Genomic DNA, 21821 nt, shown 5'->3' on the forward strand with positions numbered 1-21821 from the left:
ATATTGTCGCAGTGTTTTTCTATTTTTATTATTGTATGTTAAGTATAAATTCGTCTATCCAGAAACGTGAGGAAGAGTTAGCACCCCATCTACTTGTTATAAATATAAATGAAACTTTAGTAGATCCTACAGGGGTTATTAATGCTCCTTCGTTAGTGTAAATCCAATCTTCTGAATGAATACTAATGGTCTTAGTGCCAGAGGACAATATATGATTCGCTTCATTTTTAAACTGATATGTTATTTTAAATTCATCTCTCCCACTTGCTATGCCAATAGATTTATACTTTAAACTATAATTCATTATGTGCCCTGGTAATAGTGGATAATTGATCGTTCTAGCTTCACAAAAGGGGTTTGCAGTTGTGGCAAAAACTAAAGATGCATCTTCTGTATCAAACTCTACAATATCTAATATAGGTTGATCATTGCTTGTGAAAGTAAAGTCACCTAAACCTATATTACGTTTAAAATTACCGTTTCCAAACATATTTAGATAGGGAGCGATAATAAACCTCCTATCTGATCTAAATCTAGCCACATTCTTAGCTACTACTCTTCCCTTTCCACTAATTAATGTATTTACATTGTAGGCACCACCAAAGATATGGCAATCAGTAATTGATAAACCACCAAAATTAACACTTTCATCAGAATAGCCAAATGCATGTTGATTACGTCTACCTGGCAGAATCTCTGTTTGATTAAGTTGAACGGCAGAAGCATTCCCATAAACCTCTATACCATGAGCTACATCTGAGCTACCTTCTATATGGCAATTGGCAAGCGATACTCTACCACCTGTAACTTTAATATATTGATCTGAATAATCTATAGATACATTTGTAAGTTTAATACTGCCATTCATACATTCCATGAATATATTTAAAGTAGAATCACTTATCGTTCCTCCAATAAAAGTTAACCTTTCCCCCATGTTACTTTCATTTGCCACGTGTATGTTTATTTCACAGCGAGAAGAAGTAAAGTTAAAAAAATTGATTTGGTGTGCATTTCTTTCAAACTTCAAGGCTGTTCCAAAGTGCTGGATGTTTATGTTTTCACAATTAATCCATTGTACCGACCTATCAGAGGATTCTCCTCTTAAAAGTATTGCTGTTGAACCAGATCCTCTATTACCAAATAAATTTATATCCTTTAAGGTAGTGAAATTTTGAATTCTACCTACATGATCTCCACCATAAAGTCTAATTCCCAAATTTGTATTTCTACAATCTAAAAATGATCCATTGCCAATCAGTGAAGTTGTTGAAACATTTATAGATAGGGTTTTTGTTCCTAGTAAATAAATTCCACTTGGAAGATAGACCTCTTTAAGTCCTTCTGTATTGTACATTAATCTTAAAGTCGAACTATAAACCTTTAAAGTCGCTCTTAATTCTACATAATTTATTGCTTTTTGAATGGCACACCAATCAACTTCATCATTAAGACTAGTTGCATGGGGGTATACCTCTCTTGCCTCCTCTAAAGTCTTAAACTGTGCAGATAAAGGATGTGATTCGCCGTCACCATATGCACCAAAAGCATGATTTAAGACGTTTAGGAATCTTTGGTTTAAGCCTTCTGAAACAACTTTTACCTGCAAATCAATTTCTTTAATTCTATCCACATCTACACGTTCTATCCCGTTATTAATCGCCGCAGCATCGAATGGTATCCATTCATCTGTTCCAGTATTTTTTATATGAGGTATAAAAAACTCGCCATTTGTCATCCATTTCCCTCCTATTTTTTAGAAATTTAGATTTTTTATCATTGTGTTGAATTGAAGGTGAATGTTTTATGACTAAAGGGCAAGTAAAGGCATTAACCTATAATTACTCCAATAGGAATTGATTTAAACAATGTTAGATGTATATGCGTAGGCTTTTATCAATATTCGACTAATGCCATAATATTCGTTTTAGATATCTATTCCTTATTTAGCCCTCGCTTTTGCTTGCAACAATCAAAAAGTCATACGGACTCTAAATAGAGTTTCGTATGACATTATTTTCTTTCTCTTATAAAATTACTACTCGCTGTCCATAAAGGGTTTCTGTTCGACCTTTATCCGATTCTCTTCTTTCATGCAATCTATTGCTAGAAAGAATTTCTCCATGCAGCATATTTTATTATTTATTAAATCAATTTCCTGACCAATTGCTTATTTAACTAAGCTTTCCTCACTCCCCACATACTCCCGCATCTTCTTAATCAGCTCATCCTTCAATTCCTCTCGCTGCATCGCAAAATCAAGTGTCGTTAAAACAAAGCCTAGCTTCTCACCCACGTCATAGCGGACACCTTCAAAATCATAGGCAAAAACTCGCTGCTCCTGGTTGAGCATCTGTATGGCGTCCGTTAGTTGCACTTCTCCACCAGCGCCAATTTCCTGTCGCTCAAGATAATAGAAGATCTCTGGCGTGAGCACGTAACGTCCCATAATAGCCAAATTGGATGGTGCCTCACCAAGCGCGGGTTTTTCTACAAAACGATTCACTTCATATAAGCGTCCTGTCGACACAAGTGGATCAATGATGCCATAGCGATCGGTTTCAAAATCTCCAACCGTTTGTACCCCAACCACCGAGCATCCCATCTCGTTGTATTGATCAATGAGTTGCTTTGTGCATGGCGTATTATCCTGAACGATATCATCTCCAAGTAACACAGCAAATGGATCGTTCCCAATAAACTTCCGTGCTGTCCAAACTGCGTGGCCAAGCCCCTTTGGCTCCTTCTGACGGATGTAATGAAGCTCCACCTTAGAAGCTGCCGTCACCTTCTCAAGCAGGTCCAGCTTTTGCTTCTCTAAAAGATTCAGTTCCAGCTCCACCGCATGGTCAAAATGATCCTCAATCGCTCGCTTGCCCTTACCAGTCACAATGATAATATCCTCAATACCTGAGGCAATCGCCTCCTCGACAATATATTGAATCGTCGGCTTATCAACAATCGGTAGCATTTCCTTAGGCATCGCTTTTGTTGCAGGAAGAAAACGTGTTCCAAGACCGGCAGCAGGAATAATGGCTTTTTTGACAGGATTCATTTAGTTGATCTCTCCTTTTTTTGAATGTTTCACTACTATCTATCTATTCTCGTTCTTTATAAATTACGTTCATTATAACGAACAATTATATATAATGATATAGAATATTCAAAAATTAGCACTTTTTTATCATTTCATTAGTCAACATGGAAGGATTTCTGATGAATGGTGCTACTTTTTATCATTCTTAACCTGATAATGAGTCAGAATTCTACAAGCTTACATGATTTAATACAGTCACTTGGGGTTTTATATAAAATGAAATCTAGTAGAAAACCAAAAAACCACATGACCAGAACATGTGGCTATGAACAGATATTCTCTTATTAACCATTCATTATAACGAACCATACATCAAAAGTGAGAACGTTTCCCCATGCGTTCTACTGCAGCCATATCTAGCTCTTTAAAGATGTCGTATTTCTGTTTAGCCTGTTTATTGAGATACCCTTCAAACGAGTGAATATGATTCATGGCATTGGCTGAGATAAGAATATCATTACTTTGGCTTGTCATATGAAGAAGGTTTAATGTCTTTACTGCCTCATCAACAAACGTTCCCTCTTGTTCAGAGAGGGTCGCCTGAGCATAATTAATGGCTTCATTCCCAATATCGGCATGGTCACGAACGGTTCTCAGATTGGATTGCATCATTTCACTAAAATCATCTTTATCGAATAACAACGTATAACTACCTACCCAAGGATTAAAAAAGTCCCACATCATCCTACTCCTTTACGATGATATCTTCTGTGCTAGCTCTTCATCTACTTCAAATATAGTATGAAGATTGCTTTCAAAACTAGAACAAAGCTTCTTTAGTTGGTCATACTCCATCTGATAAAGGTCAATCATTTCTGATATTGAATCATATATACCAGAATCAATTTCGTCGAATTCTCTTCTAAATGAAATGCCAGTCGGTTTATAGAGATCGAATTCACCGTATGTTTTACCTTCAGAGGCTAAGAATTGACGCCAGTTCGCTTCTTTTTCACTCATCTCAACCCTAAAGCGACTCTTCTGTAATGAAGCTTGTTCATAAATCGTATGCTCTGAATATTCTTTGAGCTTTTGTAACGCTTGTTCCTTCTCTTCTAAAGCCTTTTTTAACGTATCACGAACCTGAAGTAATGTATCTGCATTTACAAAAATCCGCTTACCTGAACCTGGATCTACATATTGAACCAAAACCGGTTTATCGGCTTCCTGATAAGCATCAATAAAGACATTCATACTATGAAGATCCATTTGCCCCCAAGCCATCCCGATATCATACCCTTTTACGGCAAATAGAGGATTTGTGAGAAAGACTAGCCCTGCTCCTGCACCACCAGTGACGCCCAATGCTACTTTTTGATCTGATGGCATAATCAAACCGTAATGATACGCGGAAGTGATAAACGCATTTGCCTCAGCCACCGTGTAATTCTCACCAATACGACCCATCGTATTCGTTAAACCAGTCATGGTTTGATCGTACATAAATCGATTGACCGTTAAAAGAGCTGGGGAGATTGGAGATGCGATTCTATGAAAAATTCCATATGATGTAGGAGCTTCATAGAGGTTAGGGAACTCTGCTGTAGTCGGATCGCCGTAGTAGTTAATCTTATGGCCAAGGTAGGCTGTATTTGGTATAGTCTGAGCGTAGAGTGGCTCTCCTTTGATTCTTTCGTGGGTGATGACTTTGGATTCTTCTGAGTAGTAAACTTGAGCAGCCTCTATCAAATCATTACTTTTTACATTTTCCATAGATGTTACTTCTAAATATTCAAATAAAAAGTCTCTAAATTTCTCATCAACTGTTGTTAACTGTTTTAAGTTCACCGGTGCATCATTAATTCCTCTCACAGATGAAAAATTACTGTTAACTAAAGCGGTTGTAGCAATTAAATGACCACCAAGTGAATGGCCATCTCCATGCTGTTTAAGTTTAATGTTAGAATCGTCCTCCACATTACTAATGACCTCTTTATAAAACTTTTCAGCATCCTCTATTTGTTGTATATTTGTGCCCCCTACTATACCCATTGCATCGTACAAGATATCTTCTGTTTGATTAGGCTCTGTACCTCTGTAAAAGAAATATATCTCGTTCACAGGTGGCTTATCTTTAGTTATGTGGACTGCTGCTCCATCAAACCCAGAATTTAATCCAATAGTGTCTGAAATATTCTGTCCATCAGTTTTATAAACATTTATGTCATTACTATCGAATTGTATTTCATCATTCGAATTAATTACATTTATTACTGAATGTAAATCAAAAGAATTATCGTCATTTTCATACTGTAATGCTGTCAACTCGTTACGGATATTATTATCTAAAATTGGTTTTGAATTATTGATAAAATTCACCCCCTAAAAAAACTTAACGTTTTTAATTAAATTGTTGAATAGGAGTAATTCATTTTCTTGATTTTTTGCACAGCTTTCCTCATCTTCACAATAGAGTCGATAACGAATTTCAAGCAATTTAGATTCATTATGATTAGAAACTAATGCATAATATCTATTAGACCATTTTTGGTCTTCATCATTAACAACCCGTTCTTTACCGTTCATTTCAATGTATGAAGAACCATAATAAATTGTATTACCATCAACTTCCTCCGTGTTGATTTCTCCACTTGAAGAGAAATCCTCCAAAAGAGAATTCAATCTAAATTGTTTATCATTTTCATAGTTGTTGCCATCATAAATAACTTGTATTGTTCTTTCTAACCCACTATCATCTTTACCGTTTTGATATATTTCTAGATTTTCAAAATGTTCACTACTACTGAATAAACTTGGATCGTCAGATATATAAAAATCCTCCGGAAACCACATTGTATATTTCCCGTTCCGCGCTTCATAAAAATAAAACCCATCCCCGACCTCTACATCCTCATCCAAAAACTCACGAGTAAACGAATCATCCAAAGCTGTAACACCCGTCTGGGTAAATCCTCTAACCACAAAAATCCCTCCCACTACAATCAGAACTGTTAGTATGGATATTACTATTTTTTTCTTCATTGTCTCCCACCATTCAACCGTTTATCTTAGTTAACTGTTAGCTTTTGTTATGGTTATTCATTCCAATTATATAAAAGTAAAAATTGGCTTTCCACCCTCAGTAGACAAATGACAAAAAACTAGACTTTTGCGTTATTCATATGGTTATATTTTCCTTGCACTTACCTATATGTGAATATATCCTCCTATATGAGGTCTGAAACACTTTTAACGGTTTTTTATTACTTTAATGGAAGCTTACGCTGGTTAAAAGCTGTTTAATAAACGTATCTAGCTTGTCTTTACTATTCGTACATTCTTCTTTGCTGCAAGAAATTAAATACCTCAATGTTACGAATTGGTTAGCTTCTTCATTAAAGACCAAACCAAAATAGGCATTAGGATTATTTTCGTTTGGATCTTTGTTTACCACGTTTCTATCTATTAATTCTTGATAAGAAGATCCGAAATAGATAGTATTGTTACCTATTTGAAATTCTTCATATTACGAATTGAAAGACAAGGCTACTAATAGCTCTTGAAACCTGCTTTCTATCGTATTCTTATTATCATGACTCCGGCCTCTATAGTTTAATTGTATTGACTCATCATATTTAGCAGATTCACTACTTAGAAGTCTTACAAGTTCCATTCTTTCGTTACTCTGATAAAAGGATTGATCCTTATTAATATAAAAATCCTCCGGAAACCACATCGTATACTTTCCATTACGCGCCTCATAAAAATAAAACCCTTTCCCCACCTCTATATCTTCATCCAAGAACTCACGGGTGAACGAATCATCCAATGCGGTGACACCTGTCTGAGTAAATCCTCTAACTACAAAAATCCCTCCCACTACAATGAAAATTGATATAAATGATATTAATAGTTTTTTCTTCATCGTCTCCCTCCATTCAAACGTTTATCTTACTTAACTATTAGAAACTAATGCTCTCTATTAATCTCCGAAAAAAATTATCCTCATTTTCTTGCTCTAAAGAACAGCTTTTCTTTTCATCACTACAAAAGATACTATACCTCACCGAAACGGCCTTAGTTCCATCTTGATTATGAATCAGAGCAAAATAGTTATTAGCATTACCATTAGCTTCGTAATGCATTAGTTTCTTATCTTCCAACTCTACATAAGAAGATCCAAAGTACAATACCTTATTATCTAATTCCTTTTTTTCATATTGACCCTCATAAGAAAATTCCTTTAAGAGTCTATCTAAAAAACGATCCATTGACTGTAATGTCTGATTACTATCCCCATCATAGTTAAATTGCAAAGACTTAGATATGCCCTCTGGATTCTCTTCCTCATAATAAGAATGAATTAATTCAAAATGGTCTTTACTTTCAAATTGTGCTGGGTCTCCCTCAATATAAAAATCCTCCGGAAACCACATTGTATAATTACCGTTACGCGCTTCATAAAAATAAAAACCTTTCCCGACTTCAACATTCTCATCCAGAAACTCACGGGTAAATGAGTCATCTAGCGCCGTGACGCCCGTCTGGGTAAGACTTCTAACTATAAAAAAGCCCCCTACTAAGAACAGTAGTGATAACAGTAAGATTAATATTTTTTTCTTCATCTACAACCATCCAATCGTTTATCTGCCTTTATTCCATTGAAGAAAAATGGCTTTCCACCTTCAGCATCGTTTTCTCTTCTGCAGAATTAGATAATCTATCTCTATATTTCATTCCATCTTTTATTAAAAGCTAATTAAACTGAATCCCTTCTATTAGCTCCTTAAAAAAATTGTCTTCTTGTTCTTTATTACTATTACAGTGTTCTTCCTCACATATAATGCGGTATCTGAGCAATATGTATTGACTATAATCACTTGTAGAAATGATTGCAAAATAAGTATTAGGATTATACTCTTCAGGGTTAGTGGCAACAACTTCATTTCCATTAAGTGTTAGATACGAAGAGCCATGCTTAATTAAATACCCATTGTTTTCATATTCTTGGTACTGCATTTCAAAAGAGTGGGCTTGTAAACTTCTCTCAAAATCTCTTTCATAATCGCTCTTTCTTTGTTGATCTCTACCTCGGTAATCTATTTGAATGTTCTTTGTCACGTTCACCCCATTCATTACATCCTCAAACAACAAACGGAGTGACTCAAACCTCTCACTGCTTTCATAACCCGGAGAAACGATATGGAAATCCTCAGGAAACACCATGTCATATTTCCCATTTCTACTTTCAAATAAATAAAACCCATCCCCTACCTTAACATCTTCATCCAGAAACTCACGGGTAAATGAGTCATCTAAAGCAGTGACGCCCGTCTGGGTAACACTTCTTACGATAAAAAAGCCTCCTACTAATAATAAAATTGATAATATGAATATCATTGTTTTTTTCTTCATTTTCTCTCACCATCCAAACATTTTCCATTAATTAACATAGTTCTAAGTATATAGAATAAAAAAATGGCTTTCTACTTTTAGTCTCGGTTTCATATGTATTGGTTTTTTCATAATTAATTAAATCTAATGTTCAGCAATAGACCTTGAAAAAATTGCTCCTCTTCATTTTGATTTAACCCGCATGCCTCTCCATCATAATAAATACCATATTGGATAGTTGCATATTGACTTCCATTCACTGTACTGACTAAAGCAAAATAGCGATTAGGGTCATATTCCCCACTATCTCTCGTGACAATATTACCTCCATCATTCCATTGATTTGAAGATCCAAAATAAATTAATCTGTCTCCGTCCTCTATAACTTCATGTTGATTCTCAAACGAATAAATATCTGATAGTTCCTCAAAATCTCTATATGCAGTTTCAGTATGATCATAATTCCTACCTCTGTATTGCAACTTTATAGATTTCCTAATTTCAGTAGAGTTATTGTTATGCTCTAGGTTTATATTTTCTAATTGGTCTTTGCTATAAAATAGCGTAGGCTCCTGCACAATAAAGTAATCCTCCGATAACCACATCGTATACTTTCCATTCCTTGCCTCATAAAAATAAAACCCATCCCCTACCTCAACATCTTCATCCAGAAACTCACGGGTAAATGAGTCATCTAGCGCTGTGACGCCCGTTTGAGTAAACTCTCTAATGACAAAATAACTTCCTACTACAATAATTATTGATAAAACAGCTAACGACACCTTTTTCTTCATCTTCTCCCACCATCCATATAAATCTATAGGTAAATATATCCTACTATATAAAATTGAAACCCTTTCCACAAATCCCTTTTCAATTACAAGAAACCAAACATACATGTACATCGTTCGGGCTCCTAACAAGGGAGGGATAGCAATGAAAGGATCATGCTTTAAATATAATAAATTATGCTACACTGAAATCAAAAAAGTTGGTGCAGGATATGCTTTCCCATTCTCTTGCTAAGAAAATAATTGATGATGTAGAGACTTATATTAATGAAGAGATCATTATTACTGGAACGGATGGCATCATATTAGCCAGTAGTGATCATTCACGTATTGGCAATCTACACGAAGGGTCATTAATCTGTATTCAAAAAAGAAATATGTTGATTATACATAAAAATGATGAAAAGACATTAAAAGGCGTTAAGAACGGAATTAATCTGCCTATATTTTTTGATGAGCAGCTAATTGGAGTTGTTGGAGTCACTGGAAATCCAGACGACGTTTTGGCTTATGGAAAACTTCTTCGAAAAATGACAGAGCTTCTTATCAAAGAAAACTACTACTCCAAACAAGCACAATGGCGTTTACGAAACCTTGAAACTTTTGTAGATGATTGGATTGAAGCGAACGAAATCACTCAGGAGCTAATGGATCGAGCTTTTGTCTACCAGATTGACTTGAGTCAAACAAAGCAAATCATATTGATTGAAGGCATGTTTTCTTATGATAGCGTCCATAATATATCTGATTATTGGGATGATGAACGCCATGTTGATTTCTTTATTTACCATGGACATTCTCAGCTGTTGCTAGTACATTCCGTTTACACTGATGAGACGATACTTTCTCAAAAATTGAAGAAATTATGCACATACACAAACGCTAAGATAGGAGTTGGCCAAGCCGTCTCTCCTGAACTAGTATCAAGAAGTTACTCTCAAGCAAAAAAAGCGCTAAATGCATCATCCATAAACAACCCTATCGTTTTTGAAAAGGATCTTCAATTATCCCTGTGTCTACAAGAAATCAACTCGGAAGTTAAGAAAGAATATATAAAAAGAGTCCTATCCCAAGTAATGAAAGAGGAAACTTTACTCCATACGGTACGAATATTCCTCCAACAAAACATGGCAATTAAGGGTACAGCAGAAGCTTTAAATATTCATATAAATACTCTTCATTACCGATTAAAGAGATGGCATCAGCTCACAAATCTTGATTTAAAGAAAACAGATTCCATAGTCTCCACCTATCTAGCATTCTTCTTTTTAGATGAACATACAAATTAAACGAATAAATACCTTCATTTTCTGGTGTTTAATCTATATTATTCTACAAAGAAACCTAGTAAACTAAAGAAAAAGGAGGGAATATTTTTTGCTTACCTCAGAAACTGTTAGCCTATTTCAAGATATTGTCGGCTCAGATAATGTCATCCTGTCTACTACGGGACGCCTTGTATATTCATATGATGCTACACCTAATTTTCAAGCAATGCCTGACGCAGTCATTGCACCTCGTAATACTCAAGAAATCTCCCAGATAGTTAAGGTTTGTAGCAAGCACAAGATCCCGATCATCCCACGGGGTTCCGGAACAAACCTAGCTGCGGGTACAATCCCATCTCAAGGTGGAATTGTTCTTTTATTTAAAAACATGAATGACATCTTAGAAATTGATGAAGAGAATTTGACAGTCTCCTTACAGCCAGGCGTTATTACGCTTGACATGATTAAGGCGGTCGAGAAAAAGGGATTGTTCTATCCTCCCGATCCGAGCTCAATGAAAATCTCAACAATAGGTGGCAATATAAATGAAAATTCAGGAGGGCTACGTGGATTAAAGTATGGTGTGACACGTGATTATGTCTTAGCACTTGAAGCTGTTTTACCTAATGGTGATATTTTTCGTACTGGCGGAAAGCTCGCAAAAGACGTAGCTGGATATGATCTAACGAGACTGCTTGTCGGCTCAGAAGGCACACTTGCCGTCATTACTGAGGCAACCTTGAAGCTTGTGCCCATGCCAGCAACAAAGAAGACCCTACTCGCTCTTTATCAGAATATGGAAGCTGCCGCAAAAACCGTAAGCGCCATCATTGCATCTAAAATTATTCCAGCGACTCTCGAATTCTTGGACCGGCCCACGCTAGTGGCTGTTGAAGATTTTGCAAAAATTGGCTTGCCTACTGATGTTGAAGCCGTTCTTCTCATAGAGCAAGATGGTTCAACTGAAAATGTAATGAATGATATCAAAATAATTGAACAGATTTGCAAGGACGAAGAAGCCGTTTCCGTTCAAATTGCCGCTACAGAAACCGAAGCACTTGCTCTGACTACAGCGAGAAGAGCTGCACTCTCTGCCCTTGCGCGACTAAAACCAACAACGATTTTAGAAGATGCTACGGTTCCTCGGTCAGAAATAGCCAAGATGGTTAAAGCAATTAATGAGATTGCTGAGAAGCATCAAGTGCCGATCGCAACATTTGGTCACGCTGGAGATGGAAACCTTCACCCAACCTGTACAACAGATGCTCGAGATCATGAAGAAATGGAGCGTGTGGAAGCTGCATTCGAGGATATCTTCGCTAAAGCCATAGAACTCGGTGGAACGATTACGGGCGAGCACGGTGTGGGAATGATGAAAGCTCCTTATTTAGAATGGAAAATTGGTTCAGAAGGTATAGCCATTATGAAAGCGATTAAGCACTCCTTTGATCCGGATAACATTATGAATCCAGACAAAATCTTTGCCAAAGAAACTAGAAAAAGAGTGGTGGTCACATAATGACGATGACCAAACGAGAACTAGCGATACAAAAGGAATTTAGTGAGCGGATGGATGAAGGGGAACTGCTGAACTGTATGCGCTGTGGCTTCTGCCTCCCATCCTGTCCGACCTATATCGAAACAGGATTTGATGAAACACATTCACCACGTGGTCGAATTGCTTTAATGAAAGCGGTACACGATGGACTTATCGCTCCTGATGAGGAAGTGGAACGATCGTTAGATGTCTGTCTCGGATGTCGTGCCTGTGAACCAGTCTGTCCTGCGGGCGTACAATACGGCCACTTACTAGAAGAGGCTCGTGATATATTCGCTGACCATAACCAATACAAACCATTAACCAAAGCTGTGCGTAAGACCGTGTTTGAAGGACTATTCCCCCATCAAAATCGAATGGAACACTCTGTTTCTTTACTAAACCTGTACCAACGAAGTGGTCTGCAGAAAACCGTTCGTAAGCTAGGGTTCATGGAATTGCTTCCTAAGAATTTAAGTACGATGGAGAAAGTCTTACCTGCCGTACCTTCTCGCAGAGAAATGAAAAAACGAGAAAGAACTTTCTCTTCACAAAAAGAAACAACCACAAAGGTTGCTTTCTTTACTGGTTGTTTAATGGATACCATGTTTCATGAGACAAACAATGCAACGATCACACTTCTGCAAAAAGCAGGCTGTGACATCGTCATACCAGAAGAGCAGAACTGCTGTGGTGCCCTTCATGGACATAGTGGTGAAAAAGCTCATGCAAAAAAACTAGCTAAACAAAATATTGATGCGTTTGAAGAACTACAAGCAGATTATATTATTACAAATGCCGGTGGATGTGGTGCATTTTTAGTGGATTATGATCATCTATTAAAGGATGATCCCCAATACGCTCAGCGAGCTAAACTGTTCACATCCAAAATGAAAGATATTACTCAAATTCTGTTTGAATTAGATTTCCATATGAATAGTGAGCTACACGTAGCTCCGCAGGTTATTACCTACCAGGATTCATGTCACCTACGCAATGTTATGCGCACCGAGGTAGCCCCACGGACTCTGTTAAAATCCATTGGAGGTGCTGCCTACAAAGAGATGGATCAGGCCGATTCCTGCTGTGGGTCAGCTGGTATTTATAATATCGTCGAAAGTGACATGTCTATGCAAATACTTGATCACAAAATGGAACACGTCAAAGCCACACACGCAACAACCATCGTTACCACAAACCCAGGATGCCTATTACAGATGAAGGTAGGAATAGAGCGAGAAGGCTTATCCGACAGTGTGAGAGCTGTTCATATTGTTGATCTGTTGTTGGAAGCTTGTAAGTAGATAAAAAAACTCAAGTATCTAAGATGCTTGAGTTTTTGGTGCGTATTTAGTAGAAGAGTCTCTCTCTGCTTACTCGGGTTAGACAGAATTAATGATAATAGCTCCCGTGTATATTTAAAAGTTTATAGTTAGGCAAGGAAAAACACCACAGCCTTACTTGCTGTGGTGTCTATCGTCTATAATTATTACATATTCTTCTGCTTAATAAGTGACAGTGCTGCGTGATCAGCAATGACCGTCACATGATCGTGATTCCTTAACACACTAACCGGACAATCTTCACTGATATCTCCTCGAATCAATCCAAGCAGTGCCCCTGCTTTCTGTTCACCTGAAGCAAGTAAAAGTATTTCTTTACTTTTTAAAATCGTTTGGATGCCCATTGTAATGGCTTGTTTTGGAACTTTCTCCATTGAGCTGAAAAAGCGAGCATTGGCTTCTCTAGTAGACCTTGCTAACGTAGCAATATGAGTTTCTTTTGTAAAAGAAGTGCCTGGTTCATTAAAACCTATATGACCGTTTCCTCCAATTCCAAGTAGCTGCAAGTCTACACCATTAATGCTATGAATGAGCCCTTCATACCTACTGGCTTCTGCTTGGACATCCATCGCGGTCCCATCTGGAATGTGAATATGGCTTCTTTTGATATTAATGTGGTTAAACAAGTACTTGTCCATGTAGTGATGATAGCTTTGCTGGTCACTTGGATGAATGCCTACATATTCGTCTAGATTATATGTTGATACATGCTCATAAGATGTATCATACTTTTGATGGTCTTTAACTAACCACTCATATGTGCCCACAGGTGTTCCACCGGTTGCAAGACCTAGAGTCAGTTGTGGGGTTGTTTTCACTTTATCTATGATGATACTAGCTGCAGCTTCACTTACGGTTTGATAATTTTCTGCTTCAATGATTCTCATGTGTTCACTTCCTCAAAAAACTGTTTAGGCATTCTGAATGATTGAAAGAAAACTCTCACCATGTTCGGGTTTATTGATGCCTATGTACTCTGCCATTGTTGCTGCAATGTCTGCCATTGTTGCTCTAGTTCCTATTGAAACAGGATTGACATTTGGCCCCGTTATCAGGATAGGTGTCTGTTCTCTAGTATGCCCTGAATGCCCAATTGTAGGATCGTTACCATGATCAGCTGTAATGATTAGCAGCTCATTCTCTTTTAATGTCGGTATAAATGTAGTCAAAAAAAGATCCGCACATTCGAGTACGTTTTTATACCATTCACAATCTTCTTTGTGTCCTGCTAAATCCGTTTCTTGCACATTCACTAAAAATACCGCATCTTCATGTGTTTGATGATACATATACTTAAAGGCTTCTAGTACTTTCTTGGTATCCACAACCGGATCCTCATATCCATCCGCCTGAATCACATCGGCTGTTTTTCCTATACGGTACACGGGATAGCCATTCCCCTCTGCCATGTGAGCAAATTGCTTCTCAAAGTCAACACCGTAGCCTAAATGTAAGACCTTGTAGCCCTCTCCATAAACATTAGCTTTTGGAGAATCAACGCCCCATTGTCCTGGGTGGTTTTCTCTTACAGTTGACAAGATTGTTTCGATATTCGTCTTTTTATTTCCAAATACAATCACTCTGCTAGTATCAATATGCTCTCTAACCACTTTACCGACTGCAGTTACCTCTTCAAACGTATAGTGATTCACATCTCCTACAACATTAATGATATTTCCTAGCTGAGATTCGATATTATCGCAAATGACGATAGCATCATTCACAAGTAGAATCGTTGCTCCCTCTACTGGATACGTGACGCTGTAGCCCTTAGCCTCTAATGCTTCTTTTAATGATGAAGCTACTTCACTCATTAAACGTTTTTGGGGAATACCTGGTAAGCTTCCCATCAACTCTTGGTGACCCATATATGTGTCAGCACCGTGGTGTGCTAGATTACTTTTACCGTATGCAGCTTTAGGTTTGCCTGTTTGATCTGCAATCTGATTAAGACCTAATTCGTATAAAGTAGGGATCTTCAGATCAATCGATTTCCGCAGATTTTTGTACGTATTGGCTGTTATATCTTCCGGCTTAACTTCTTTACAATCTTTCATAGAACCCATGCCAAAGCCATCTAAGATGAGTAAGGTAATCTTTTTGCTCATGTCTACATTCCCCTTCTTTGAAGATAAACAAGCTTAGGGTTGTTGGTATTAACGCCTCGGACATATGCTATGTGAGCCCTCGTTACAAATATTTGGGTACGAAATGCATAGATCGCGGTATCACCAACCTTCATCTGAGCTTGCTTCTTAAGGCTTCCGTAATAATCAATATTCGTAGGTGAATTGCAGCCTACTTGAGTTAATTGATTCGTCAGCTGTGAGCCATTCTGTCCAAATAAGGCGTACTCCATATTAGAGCGATTGTAAAAGCCTCCTGCGATTGTGTAGGCAGATTGATCATCCATATGTGATATTTCAGATACATAAATAATCGACGGCACTTCTTTAAGGTATGGGTTGTAGGCGTGCAAGGGTGTCGTACCTGTGATTGCATGTCCCGGTTCACCATGAGTGACCCCGTGTTCTTTTAGCATCGGTATGGTATAACAGCTAGTTGCACTTGGTGCGTTGATGTGCTTCACGGTTATATTGTTATTTTCTAAAATCCCTCTTGCTAGCTTCAGTGTTTCAAGATTAGATGTAAACGTAAAATCATCGTTCGTATCATTCATCTGCAGTACCGGAAAACTAGTAATGCCGACAACCGTTATACCTTTTAATGACTTTAGCTTATCTAGGTCTGGATCAAGCTCATGAAGGAGAAATCCACCAAATTGACCAGGGTAAATACTATCAGTTGTTCTTATAACGCGTAAAATCACATCCTGAATTATCCCTAAAGACTCAGCAGCCCTTGATAATTGTTCGGCACGCTCATACGAGAATAATGTAATCACTTCTGGCTTAAGGTCTGTTAGAACATACTTCCACTGAGATCGGCTTGGTTGAACAATATGCCCGAAATTACCAATCTGACAATTGTTGCTCTTTAATTGAATGGCTTCATCTATGTCAACAGCAACCGCTTTTTCTATACCGTTGCGGGCAATGATATCTCCAATGAAGCCACTTCTTCCAATTTGTTTTGTCATATAGTAAAGGCTTAATGAGTGTTCACTCGCCGTTTCACTTAAAGACTTCACATTGTATTCCAGTGAATCTAAGTCAATGACATACGTATTTGCAGCAATGGTCCCCTCTTGGTGTAGCTTTGTCCCAGCTTTAATGAGACCCTCATTTCTCCGTAAAGTCATATCTATAAACATGTCAATCTCATCCTTCCGACAACTCTCCCAATACATTATTTAATATTCTAATAAGCGTACTTGCAGAGGATTTCATCGGATTGATTCGAATACCATAATCCTTTAATTCAGGCTGACTCTCAAGAAAACTACCAGACACACGATAGATCATAGGTATTAATTCATATTTCGATTCTGCCCCTACAGGAAATGTTGCTGCTCCATGACTAGCAGCCTTATTAATGATTTGTGAAGCAATCGGTTTCTCCCATTCCACAATGACGTTTTTTGATTGAGAGTTGGTAATATACACATCAGATATGCCTTTAACCTCTCCATTACGCAAGCGATCACATAGTTCTTCTACTTGTTCATTTTGAATTGCTAGCATAACGGGAGCAAATGTCATATTACGGACTAATTCATGTGCCTCAAATCCTTGAACCTGTCCACCACCTGAATAATTCCGAGTATGGATCGTCTCGATTAGCTCTTTTTCACCTAAAATAACGCCAATCCCTTGTGGTCCTAATAGCTTAAAGCCTGAGAACGTAGAGACGTTCGCTCCGTACTCTACACCGACACCCTTCATTTTCATAGCACAATAATTGTCGTCCACTACAATAGGCAGGTCAGGGCGCAGCTCTTTGACCAATGAAATCACTTCTTGAAGTTGATAGGTATCTGTTGGCTGTTGACGAGCGTGCTGGACGTAGAACACCTTTGACTCAGTGTCGGTTTGGAGTGCGTGCTTCAGTTCATCCAGATTATTAAAATTAACAGCGTTCTGCTTTAAACCCATCAATCTAAAGGTTTCTTTCGTTGTCATATAAACTGGAGCCGTATGAACCATACATGTATCACCAGCCTCCATCAGCACACTTAGTGTGATACGAATAGCTCCCGTCCCACTGCCTCTAACTAAGGCGCATGCCTCTGCACCGAATGTATTGGCCAAAACCCTTTCAACTCTTGCGGTTGTGAGCGGACGATTATGTTCTAAATGTAGCCCTACATCTCCCACTTGAAAAAATTCATTGTTCGTAAATTCCTTCGTGATCTCATCAATTAGACGAAACTGTAAGGCCGTTGCTTCCTCTAGACTCATATTATCTAGCACGGATTGCTCGTATTTGTTGCTCATATGGCGTCACCCTCTTCTCGTATGCTAAATGCTCTTTGAGGATTCGTAACAAGTAATTTTTGGATTACTTTTTCTGGTACACCCTTCTCTTTTAGACGAGGGATAAAATCTCTTAGAACAATGTCATAGCCTTGTCCACCGTTCACACGTAAGTGAGATTTGCGTGTTAAATCACTAGATAGTAAAAGCTGATCTTCATAGCCACGGTCGATGAAATGAATTAAAGAGGTTATCCGGTCCTCATCAGATCTGTAATTCTCCTTGCCGATGGTATCTAATGCTACAAATGATCCTGAAGACAGGACATCCAGAACAATATCATCATGCTTGTTCAAGTCTTGGTGTCCGATAATCACTTGATTTAGTGGTAGCGCTTCTCTTGTAAATAGATTGATTTGTTCTACTGCCATTGTGCCGAGTGTAGTGTGTGTAGATAATGGCAGATGGGTTTGTTTAGCGGCTTCAATGGCTCCATGAAAAAGCTCCACCTCAATCGGCTCAAAGGTATTTAAGCTGCTTCCTATCTCACCAATAATTCCTGGTCTTATATTTGTTCCATCGATTCCATTTTTAATTTCATCAATCATCCAACTAGCAAACTGATCTCTCGTCCAGTTCTTTTTTTCTTTAGGAATAAAGGGATCCTTATAACAGCCTGTACTTGCAACGATGTGAAGATTAAGAACTTGACTCATTTCCATTAACTGTTGCACGTTTCTTCCCATACCGTCGTTGGTTACTTCAATCATCGCTTTACCTCCAGCATCTAGAAAATGCTGGAGGTCCCCCATCACTAAATCTATATCCTGTAAGCGAGTATCTTCATTTTGTTTTATATGACTCAGATCAATGTAGAGGTGCTCATGACACGCACAAACACCTAAATCTTCTGGCTTGATTTTACCTAAAACTGTTTGAATATACATAAGAAGACTCCTTTATTAGGCGGGTGGTGTGAATAATCCAAGCAAGACTAAGATGTTTCCAATAATTCCGACTGCAATCGCGCCTAATGGACCTACTGCCATTCGAACAATTGGACGACCGCCTGCCTCATTTAATAGATAAAACCCTGCGATTGCATAGAATCCAAATCCAGGTACGATCGCATTGGCAGCATTCGCTCCTCCAATCAGTAAAGCAACTTCTAGTACCCTTGTCATAGCTGTCCTGATATTTTCACCTGACGCGCGTACACCCGGATAACGATCCAAGAATTTAGCCATTTTTGATAATAAATAGACTTCTAAGAATATGATGACTGCTCCAAGAATAGCCGCAATAAGCGGGTTCGGTGCTAAGATTCCTGCTCCAAATACAAAAGTAAAACCAGCAGGTCCATATACCCCTGTTGCGATGGCTGTACTAGCAATCAGAGGAACAAATCCAACAGCCTTTGCAAGTGCTGCAATTCCTCCCTCAGATAACCTTCCTTCAGACAGTAGATTTAATGAAATAGGGTCTCCAGCTATTATGAGTAAATTAGTAGCAGCTGATATAAGCGCTCCACTGACCATAATCAGCCAGATGTTTTTCTTAATTCGATTCACACGGTCTACAAATAGTGTAGCTAGCTGTGATAAATTCTGTTCAGTCGATTTTTCTTTCATAGCAAAAATCATGAGAAACGTCATCCCAACAACTAGGGCAATTCCTTCAGGACTCAATACAACAGGTGCATCGCCAATGCTAATAAGTTCTTCTGTATTTAAAAATACAATAATCTGCCTAGCAATCGCTGAAACCAAAAAGGTTAGTATCCCTTTTTTAATGGTGAATTGAAGAGCGACAGCAATTGCAGGAAATACCATAAATGACACCACAACAGGTTCTCCAACTAAGTTAAACCCATCAACAAAGTTCAGTGGCAAGGACTCAAATACCTTCACAACCGCTTGAAGCCCTAAATATATCCCAGCACCATATAGCCCACCTAGCACTCCTGCTATAGCCGTATTAATTTTGCCTTTATTAAAGGTCAAACCAATAATATCCGTTCCAAGTAAGATACTATGAATTAAAAGAATGCTTCCCGCAATTGATATAGGAATACCAAAACCAATAACAAGACCAAAACTCATCGCGAATGCCGTGACAGATAGCTCTTTGCGTGTCATTCGTCCTTCTAAATTCTCTGGTACAATTGGCCTTAAACCGTCATTAAATACGGCGATACCTAGGTTTGCCATAATAGCAGCAACAACACCGATACTAACAATCAAAATAGGTTCTAACATATTGTGACCCCCTTATAAATAGAGTGAATGAACTTGTTTATTTTGTTAATAATGTTTCCATCAGAAGCTGTACGGCCTTTTCCTTATGATCCCCTGTAAAACCAAATGCCTTTGCCCCACCAGTCACTGCTTCTTCTATCTTCTCTTTGACAGGTGGCTTTCCAGGCATGGAAACAGTGGCACAATTCGGTTTACCTAACAAGGTAATCGCCATAGCGAGTGCCCCCCCACCGCCTGTATAGCAAGCACCGAAGTAGTAATCCGCCCCACCATTTTTCATTAGCATCGCTGCATCTAGATCTGATTTAACGACGGTTTCTACGTTGTCTCCACCAAACTCTTTAACTAAGGATTCAATCTCTTTCTTTTCAACCTGACCACCGATGACAATTTTCATAGCATGTACACCCTTCCTTTTATTGAAATTAATTTAGAACACTAACAAAATGCATGATTAAGAAATCTCTTTCTTCGTTTGGTAAACGTACACCCAGTTGATTCTCTACCCACTCAACATTTTCTTGTGCTAATGGAAGATGAGGAGATTCTCGAACTTCCTTCATAATCACTTCAGGTGGAGAAGCTAGTTCCTCCTCCCTTTCAATTCTTGTGATGGCCATGGCCAAATGGGTAATAAGCATGATATATCTCTCTTCGTTCTCTTTTTCAATAAACTTCTCAATGGTTTTTTCACATACTAGATTAGCTTGATCAGTTACCGTACCAGTGGAATGCAATAGTTTTAAACGTGTATGTAGAATCATTCTTCATATCCCTTCCTCATTATTCAAAGTACAGTTTTTTGTATTTTGATTCTAAAAAATTAGTACCTAGGGATATAATCCCCCCCTTCAACTAACATTTGTATCTCAATTATTTTTTCCTGAGAAAGCAGATTTAGAATGTACTCGAGTTTGCGATTATCTTTTTCTATTAAGCAAACGGCTTCTGTCATCTTTTTTTCATATTCGATCGCTTTTTTTGTAGATAGCGGCTGACTATTAAATTGATCTTTCATTTCATCTGTACTCCATACCGTAGCATCAATATTGTTCGCTTTAAGATGCTCTAACAAGTGCATATAATTCAGCTTTACGTACTCTACATTTTTACCTTCAGTTTCTGCTTCGATCAGAGTCGCCTGGTCCGTAGAATTGATATCAATACCAATCTTCATCCCGTCCCTAATCTCTTTCTTTTGAGAATCCGAGAAAATCATCTCATGATTAGATACGTAGCTTTTTTCACCAAAACCCATAGCAAGTGTTAGTTCTTCACTTTCTTTTATTTCTTCTAAAGCAGAGAACTTAGATACAAGGGCAAAATCATATCTTCCTTCTTTCAATCCACTTAACCGAAGCTTATCCCCCCTCATAAATGCAATATTAAAAGGAACATGTAATCTTTCAAATTCAAAAGTTAAACCAGTTGCAAGCCCCTCATACTTCTTTGAATAAGGCAAAGGCATAACTGCAGTAATTTGCTTAATCCCCGAATGATTAAGTAGTTTATTCGTATCTTTTTCCCGTAAGAATGTACCAAGATGTCCTCTTGATTCAAGCTTAATGCAATCAATTTGTTCTAAGTATCTTAATGCCGTTTGAATGGTACCTCTACCCACCTCAAATTTGTTAGCAAAATCAACAACCTTTGGAATTCGTTGATTAAGCTCAACAAAAAGTAGTTCTTCAGAGACCTTCTGTAAAGTAATGCCGCTCTTGGAGTAAATGCTCTCATAACTATTCATGCTGTCACTCATTTCTAAAGTACAAAAAATTGTATATTCCGATTGTATCATGTCTTAAAAACGGTTACAA

Annotated in this window: 20 protein-coding genes and 1 pseudogene; 3 read left to right on the forward strand and 18 right to left on the reverse strand. The window is 37.9% G+C overall.

Annotated features, from left to right (window positions below):
- Positions 1-28: 28 nt before the first annotated feature.
- From FN960_RS03010 to FN960_RS03050, 9 genes and pseudogenes are all read right to left on the reverse strand, one after another.
- Entirely contained in the window at positions 29-1738 is a 1710-nt protein-coding gene (locus FN960_RS03010; protein WP_143846882.1) for a hypothetical protein, read from the reverse strand.
- Between the two features lie 432 nt (positions 1739-2170).
- The gene (gene galU / locus FN960_RS03015; RefSeq protein WP_143846883.1) at positions 2171-3055 is read right to left on the reverse strand and encodes a UTP--glucose-1-phosphate uridylyltransferase GalU; all 885 of its coding nucleotides are present in this window, start codon (positions 3053-3055) and stop codon (positions 2171-2173) included.
- Positions 3056-3409: 354 nt separating this feature from the next.
- Positions 3410-3781 carry a hypothetical protein gene (locus tag FN960_RS03020; protein WP_143846884.1) on the reverse strand — a complete coding sequence of 124 codons (372 nt, stop codon included), beginning with the start codon at positions 3779-3781 and terminating at the stop codon, positions 3410-3412.
- Between the two features lie 9 nt (positions 3782-3790).
- Positions 3791-5416: a DUF6792 domain-containing protein gene (locus tag FN960_RS03025; protein ID WP_143846885.1), complete on the reverse strand. Its 1626-nt coding sequence runs from the start codon at positions 5414-5416 to the stop codon at positions 3791-3793.
- A gap of 3 nt (positions 5417-5419) precedes the next feature.
- Complete coding sequence (locus FN960_RS03030; RefSeq protein WP_143846886.1) at positions 5420-6079, reverse strand: YvcA-related protein; 660 nt, start codon at positions 6077-6079, stop codon at positions 5420-5422.
- A 226-nt stretch (positions 6080-6305) separates the two neighbouring features.
- Positions 6306-6962: pseudogene (locus FN960_RS24905) on the reverse strand (YvcA-related protein).
- Between the two features lie 37 nt (positions 6963-6999).
- Positions 7000-7662, reverse strand: a complete 663-nt coding sequence (locus tag FN960_RS03040) for a YvcA-related protein (protein WP_143846888.1) — start codon at positions 7660-7662, stop codon at positions 7000-7002.
- A gap of 130 nt (positions 7663-7792) precedes the next feature.
- Positions 7793-8452, reverse strand: coding sequence for a YvcA-related protein (locus FN960_RS03045; protein ID WP_143846889.1), 660 nt, complete (start codon positions 8450-8452; stop codon positions 7793-7795).
- 113 nt (positions 8453-8565) lie between these two features.
- Positions 8566-9336 carry a YvcA-related protein gene (locus FN960_RS03050; RefSeq protein WP_185970882.1) on the reverse strand — a complete coding sequence of 257 codons (771 nt, stop codon included), beginning with the start codon at positions 9334-9336 and terminating at the stop codon, positions 8566-8568.
- Positions 9337-9434: 98 nt separating this feature from the next.
- Between FN960_RS03050 and FN960_RS03055 the strand changes: the two genes are divergently transcribed.
- The 3 genes from FN960_RS03055 to FN960_RS03065 all read left to right on the forward strand — a co-directional run bounded on the left by FN960_RS03055 (position 9435) and on the right by FN960_RS03065 (position 13331).
- The gene (locus FN960_RS03055; RefSeq protein ID WP_143846891.1) at positions 9435-10511 is read left to right on the forward strand and encodes a CdaR family transcriptional regulator; all 1077 of its coding nucleotides are present in this window, start codon (positions 9435-9437) and stop codon (positions 10509-10511) included.
- 88 nt (positions 10512-10599) lie between these two features.
- Positions 10600-12009, forward strand: a complete 1410-nt coding sequence (gene glcD, locus FN960_RS03060) for a glycolate oxidase subunit GlcD (RefSeq protein WP_143846892.1) — start codon at positions 10600-10602, stop codon at positions 12007-12009.
- Positions 12009-13331: a (Fe-S)-binding protein gene (locus FN960_RS03065; RefSeq protein WP_143846893.1), complete on the forward strand. Its 1323-nt coding sequence runs from the start codon at positions 12009-12011 to the stop codon at positions 13329-13331. Before glcD ends, FN960_RS03065 begins: the two co-directional genes overlap by 1 nt.
- A 185-nt stretch (positions 13332-13516) precedes the next feature.
- On the opposite strand, the gene nagB is transcribed toward FN960_RS03065, so the two are convergent.
- The 9 genes from nagB to yhfZ are packed head-to-tail and all read right to left on the reverse strand — an operon-like array spanning position 13517 to position 21751.
- Complete coding sequence (nagB, locus tag FN960_RS03070) at positions 13517-14257, reverse strand: glucosamine-6-phosphate deaminase (protein ID WP_143846894.1); 741 nt, start codon at positions 14255-14257, stop codon at positions 13517-13519.
- A gap of 24 nt (positions 14258-14281) precedes the next feature.
- Positions 14282-15478 carry a phosphopentomutase gene (locus tag FN960_RS03075; protein ID WP_143846895.1) on the reverse strand — a complete coding sequence of 399 codons (1197 nt, stop codon included), beginning with the start codon at positions 15476-15478 and terminating at the stop codon, positions 14282-14284.
- Positions 15479-15480: 2 nt separating this feature from the next.
- Positions 15481-16644 (reverse strand): alanine racemase, encoded by a 1164-nt coding sequence (locus tag FN960_RS03080; RefSeq protein ID WP_143846896.1) that lies wholly within the window; start codon positions 16642-16644, stop codon positions 15481-15483.
- Positions 16645-16651: 7 nt separating this feature from the next.
- Positions 16652-17767, reverse strand: coding sequence for an aminotransferase class V-fold PLP-dependent enzyme (locus tag FN960_RS03085; RefSeq protein ID WP_143846897.1), 1116 nt, complete (start codon positions 17765-17767; stop codon positions 16652-16654).
- Entirely contained in the window at positions 17764-18693 is a 930-nt protein-coding gene (locus FN960_RS03090; RefSeq protein ID WP_143846898.1) for a phosphotriesterase family protein, read from the reverse strand. The genes FN960_RS03085 and FN960_RS03090 overlap by 4 nt, the downstream gene beginning before the upstream one ends.
- A 15-nt stretch (positions 18694-18708) precedes the next feature.
- Positions 18709-20004, reverse strand: coding sequence for a YhfT family protein (locus tag FN960_RS03095; protein ID WP_143846899.1), 1296 nt, complete (start codon positions 20002-20004; stop codon positions 18709-18711).
- 37 nt (positions 20005-20041) lie between these two features.
- The gene (locus FN960_RS03100) at positions 20042-20401 is read right to left on the reverse strand and encodes a DUF2620 domain-containing protein (protein ID WP_143846900.1); all 360 of its coding nucleotides are present in this window, start codon (positions 20399-20401) and stop codon (positions 20042-20044) included.
- A gap of 28 nt (positions 20402-20429) precedes the next feature.
- Positions 20430-20768: a PRD domain-containing protein gene (locus FN960_RS03105; RefSeq protein WP_143846901.1), complete on the reverse strand. Its 339-nt coding sequence runs from the start codon at positions 20766-20768 to the stop codon at positions 20430-20432.
- 59 nt (positions 20769-20827) lie between these two features.
- The gene (gene yhfZ, locus FN960_RS03110; protein WP_143846902.1) at positions 20828-21751 is read right to left on the reverse strand and encodes a GntR family transcriptional regulator YhfZ; all 924 of its coding nucleotides are present in this window, start codon (positions 21749-21751) and stop codon (positions 20828-20830) included.
- Positions 21752-21821: the final 70 nt, after the last annotated feature.

This window comes from Alkalicoccobacillus porphyridii (genome assembly GCF_007293315.1).
Classification (GTDB): domain Bacteria; phylum Bacillota; class Bacilli; order Bacillales; family Bacillaceae_D; genus Alkalicoccobacillus; species Alkalicoccobacillus porphyridii.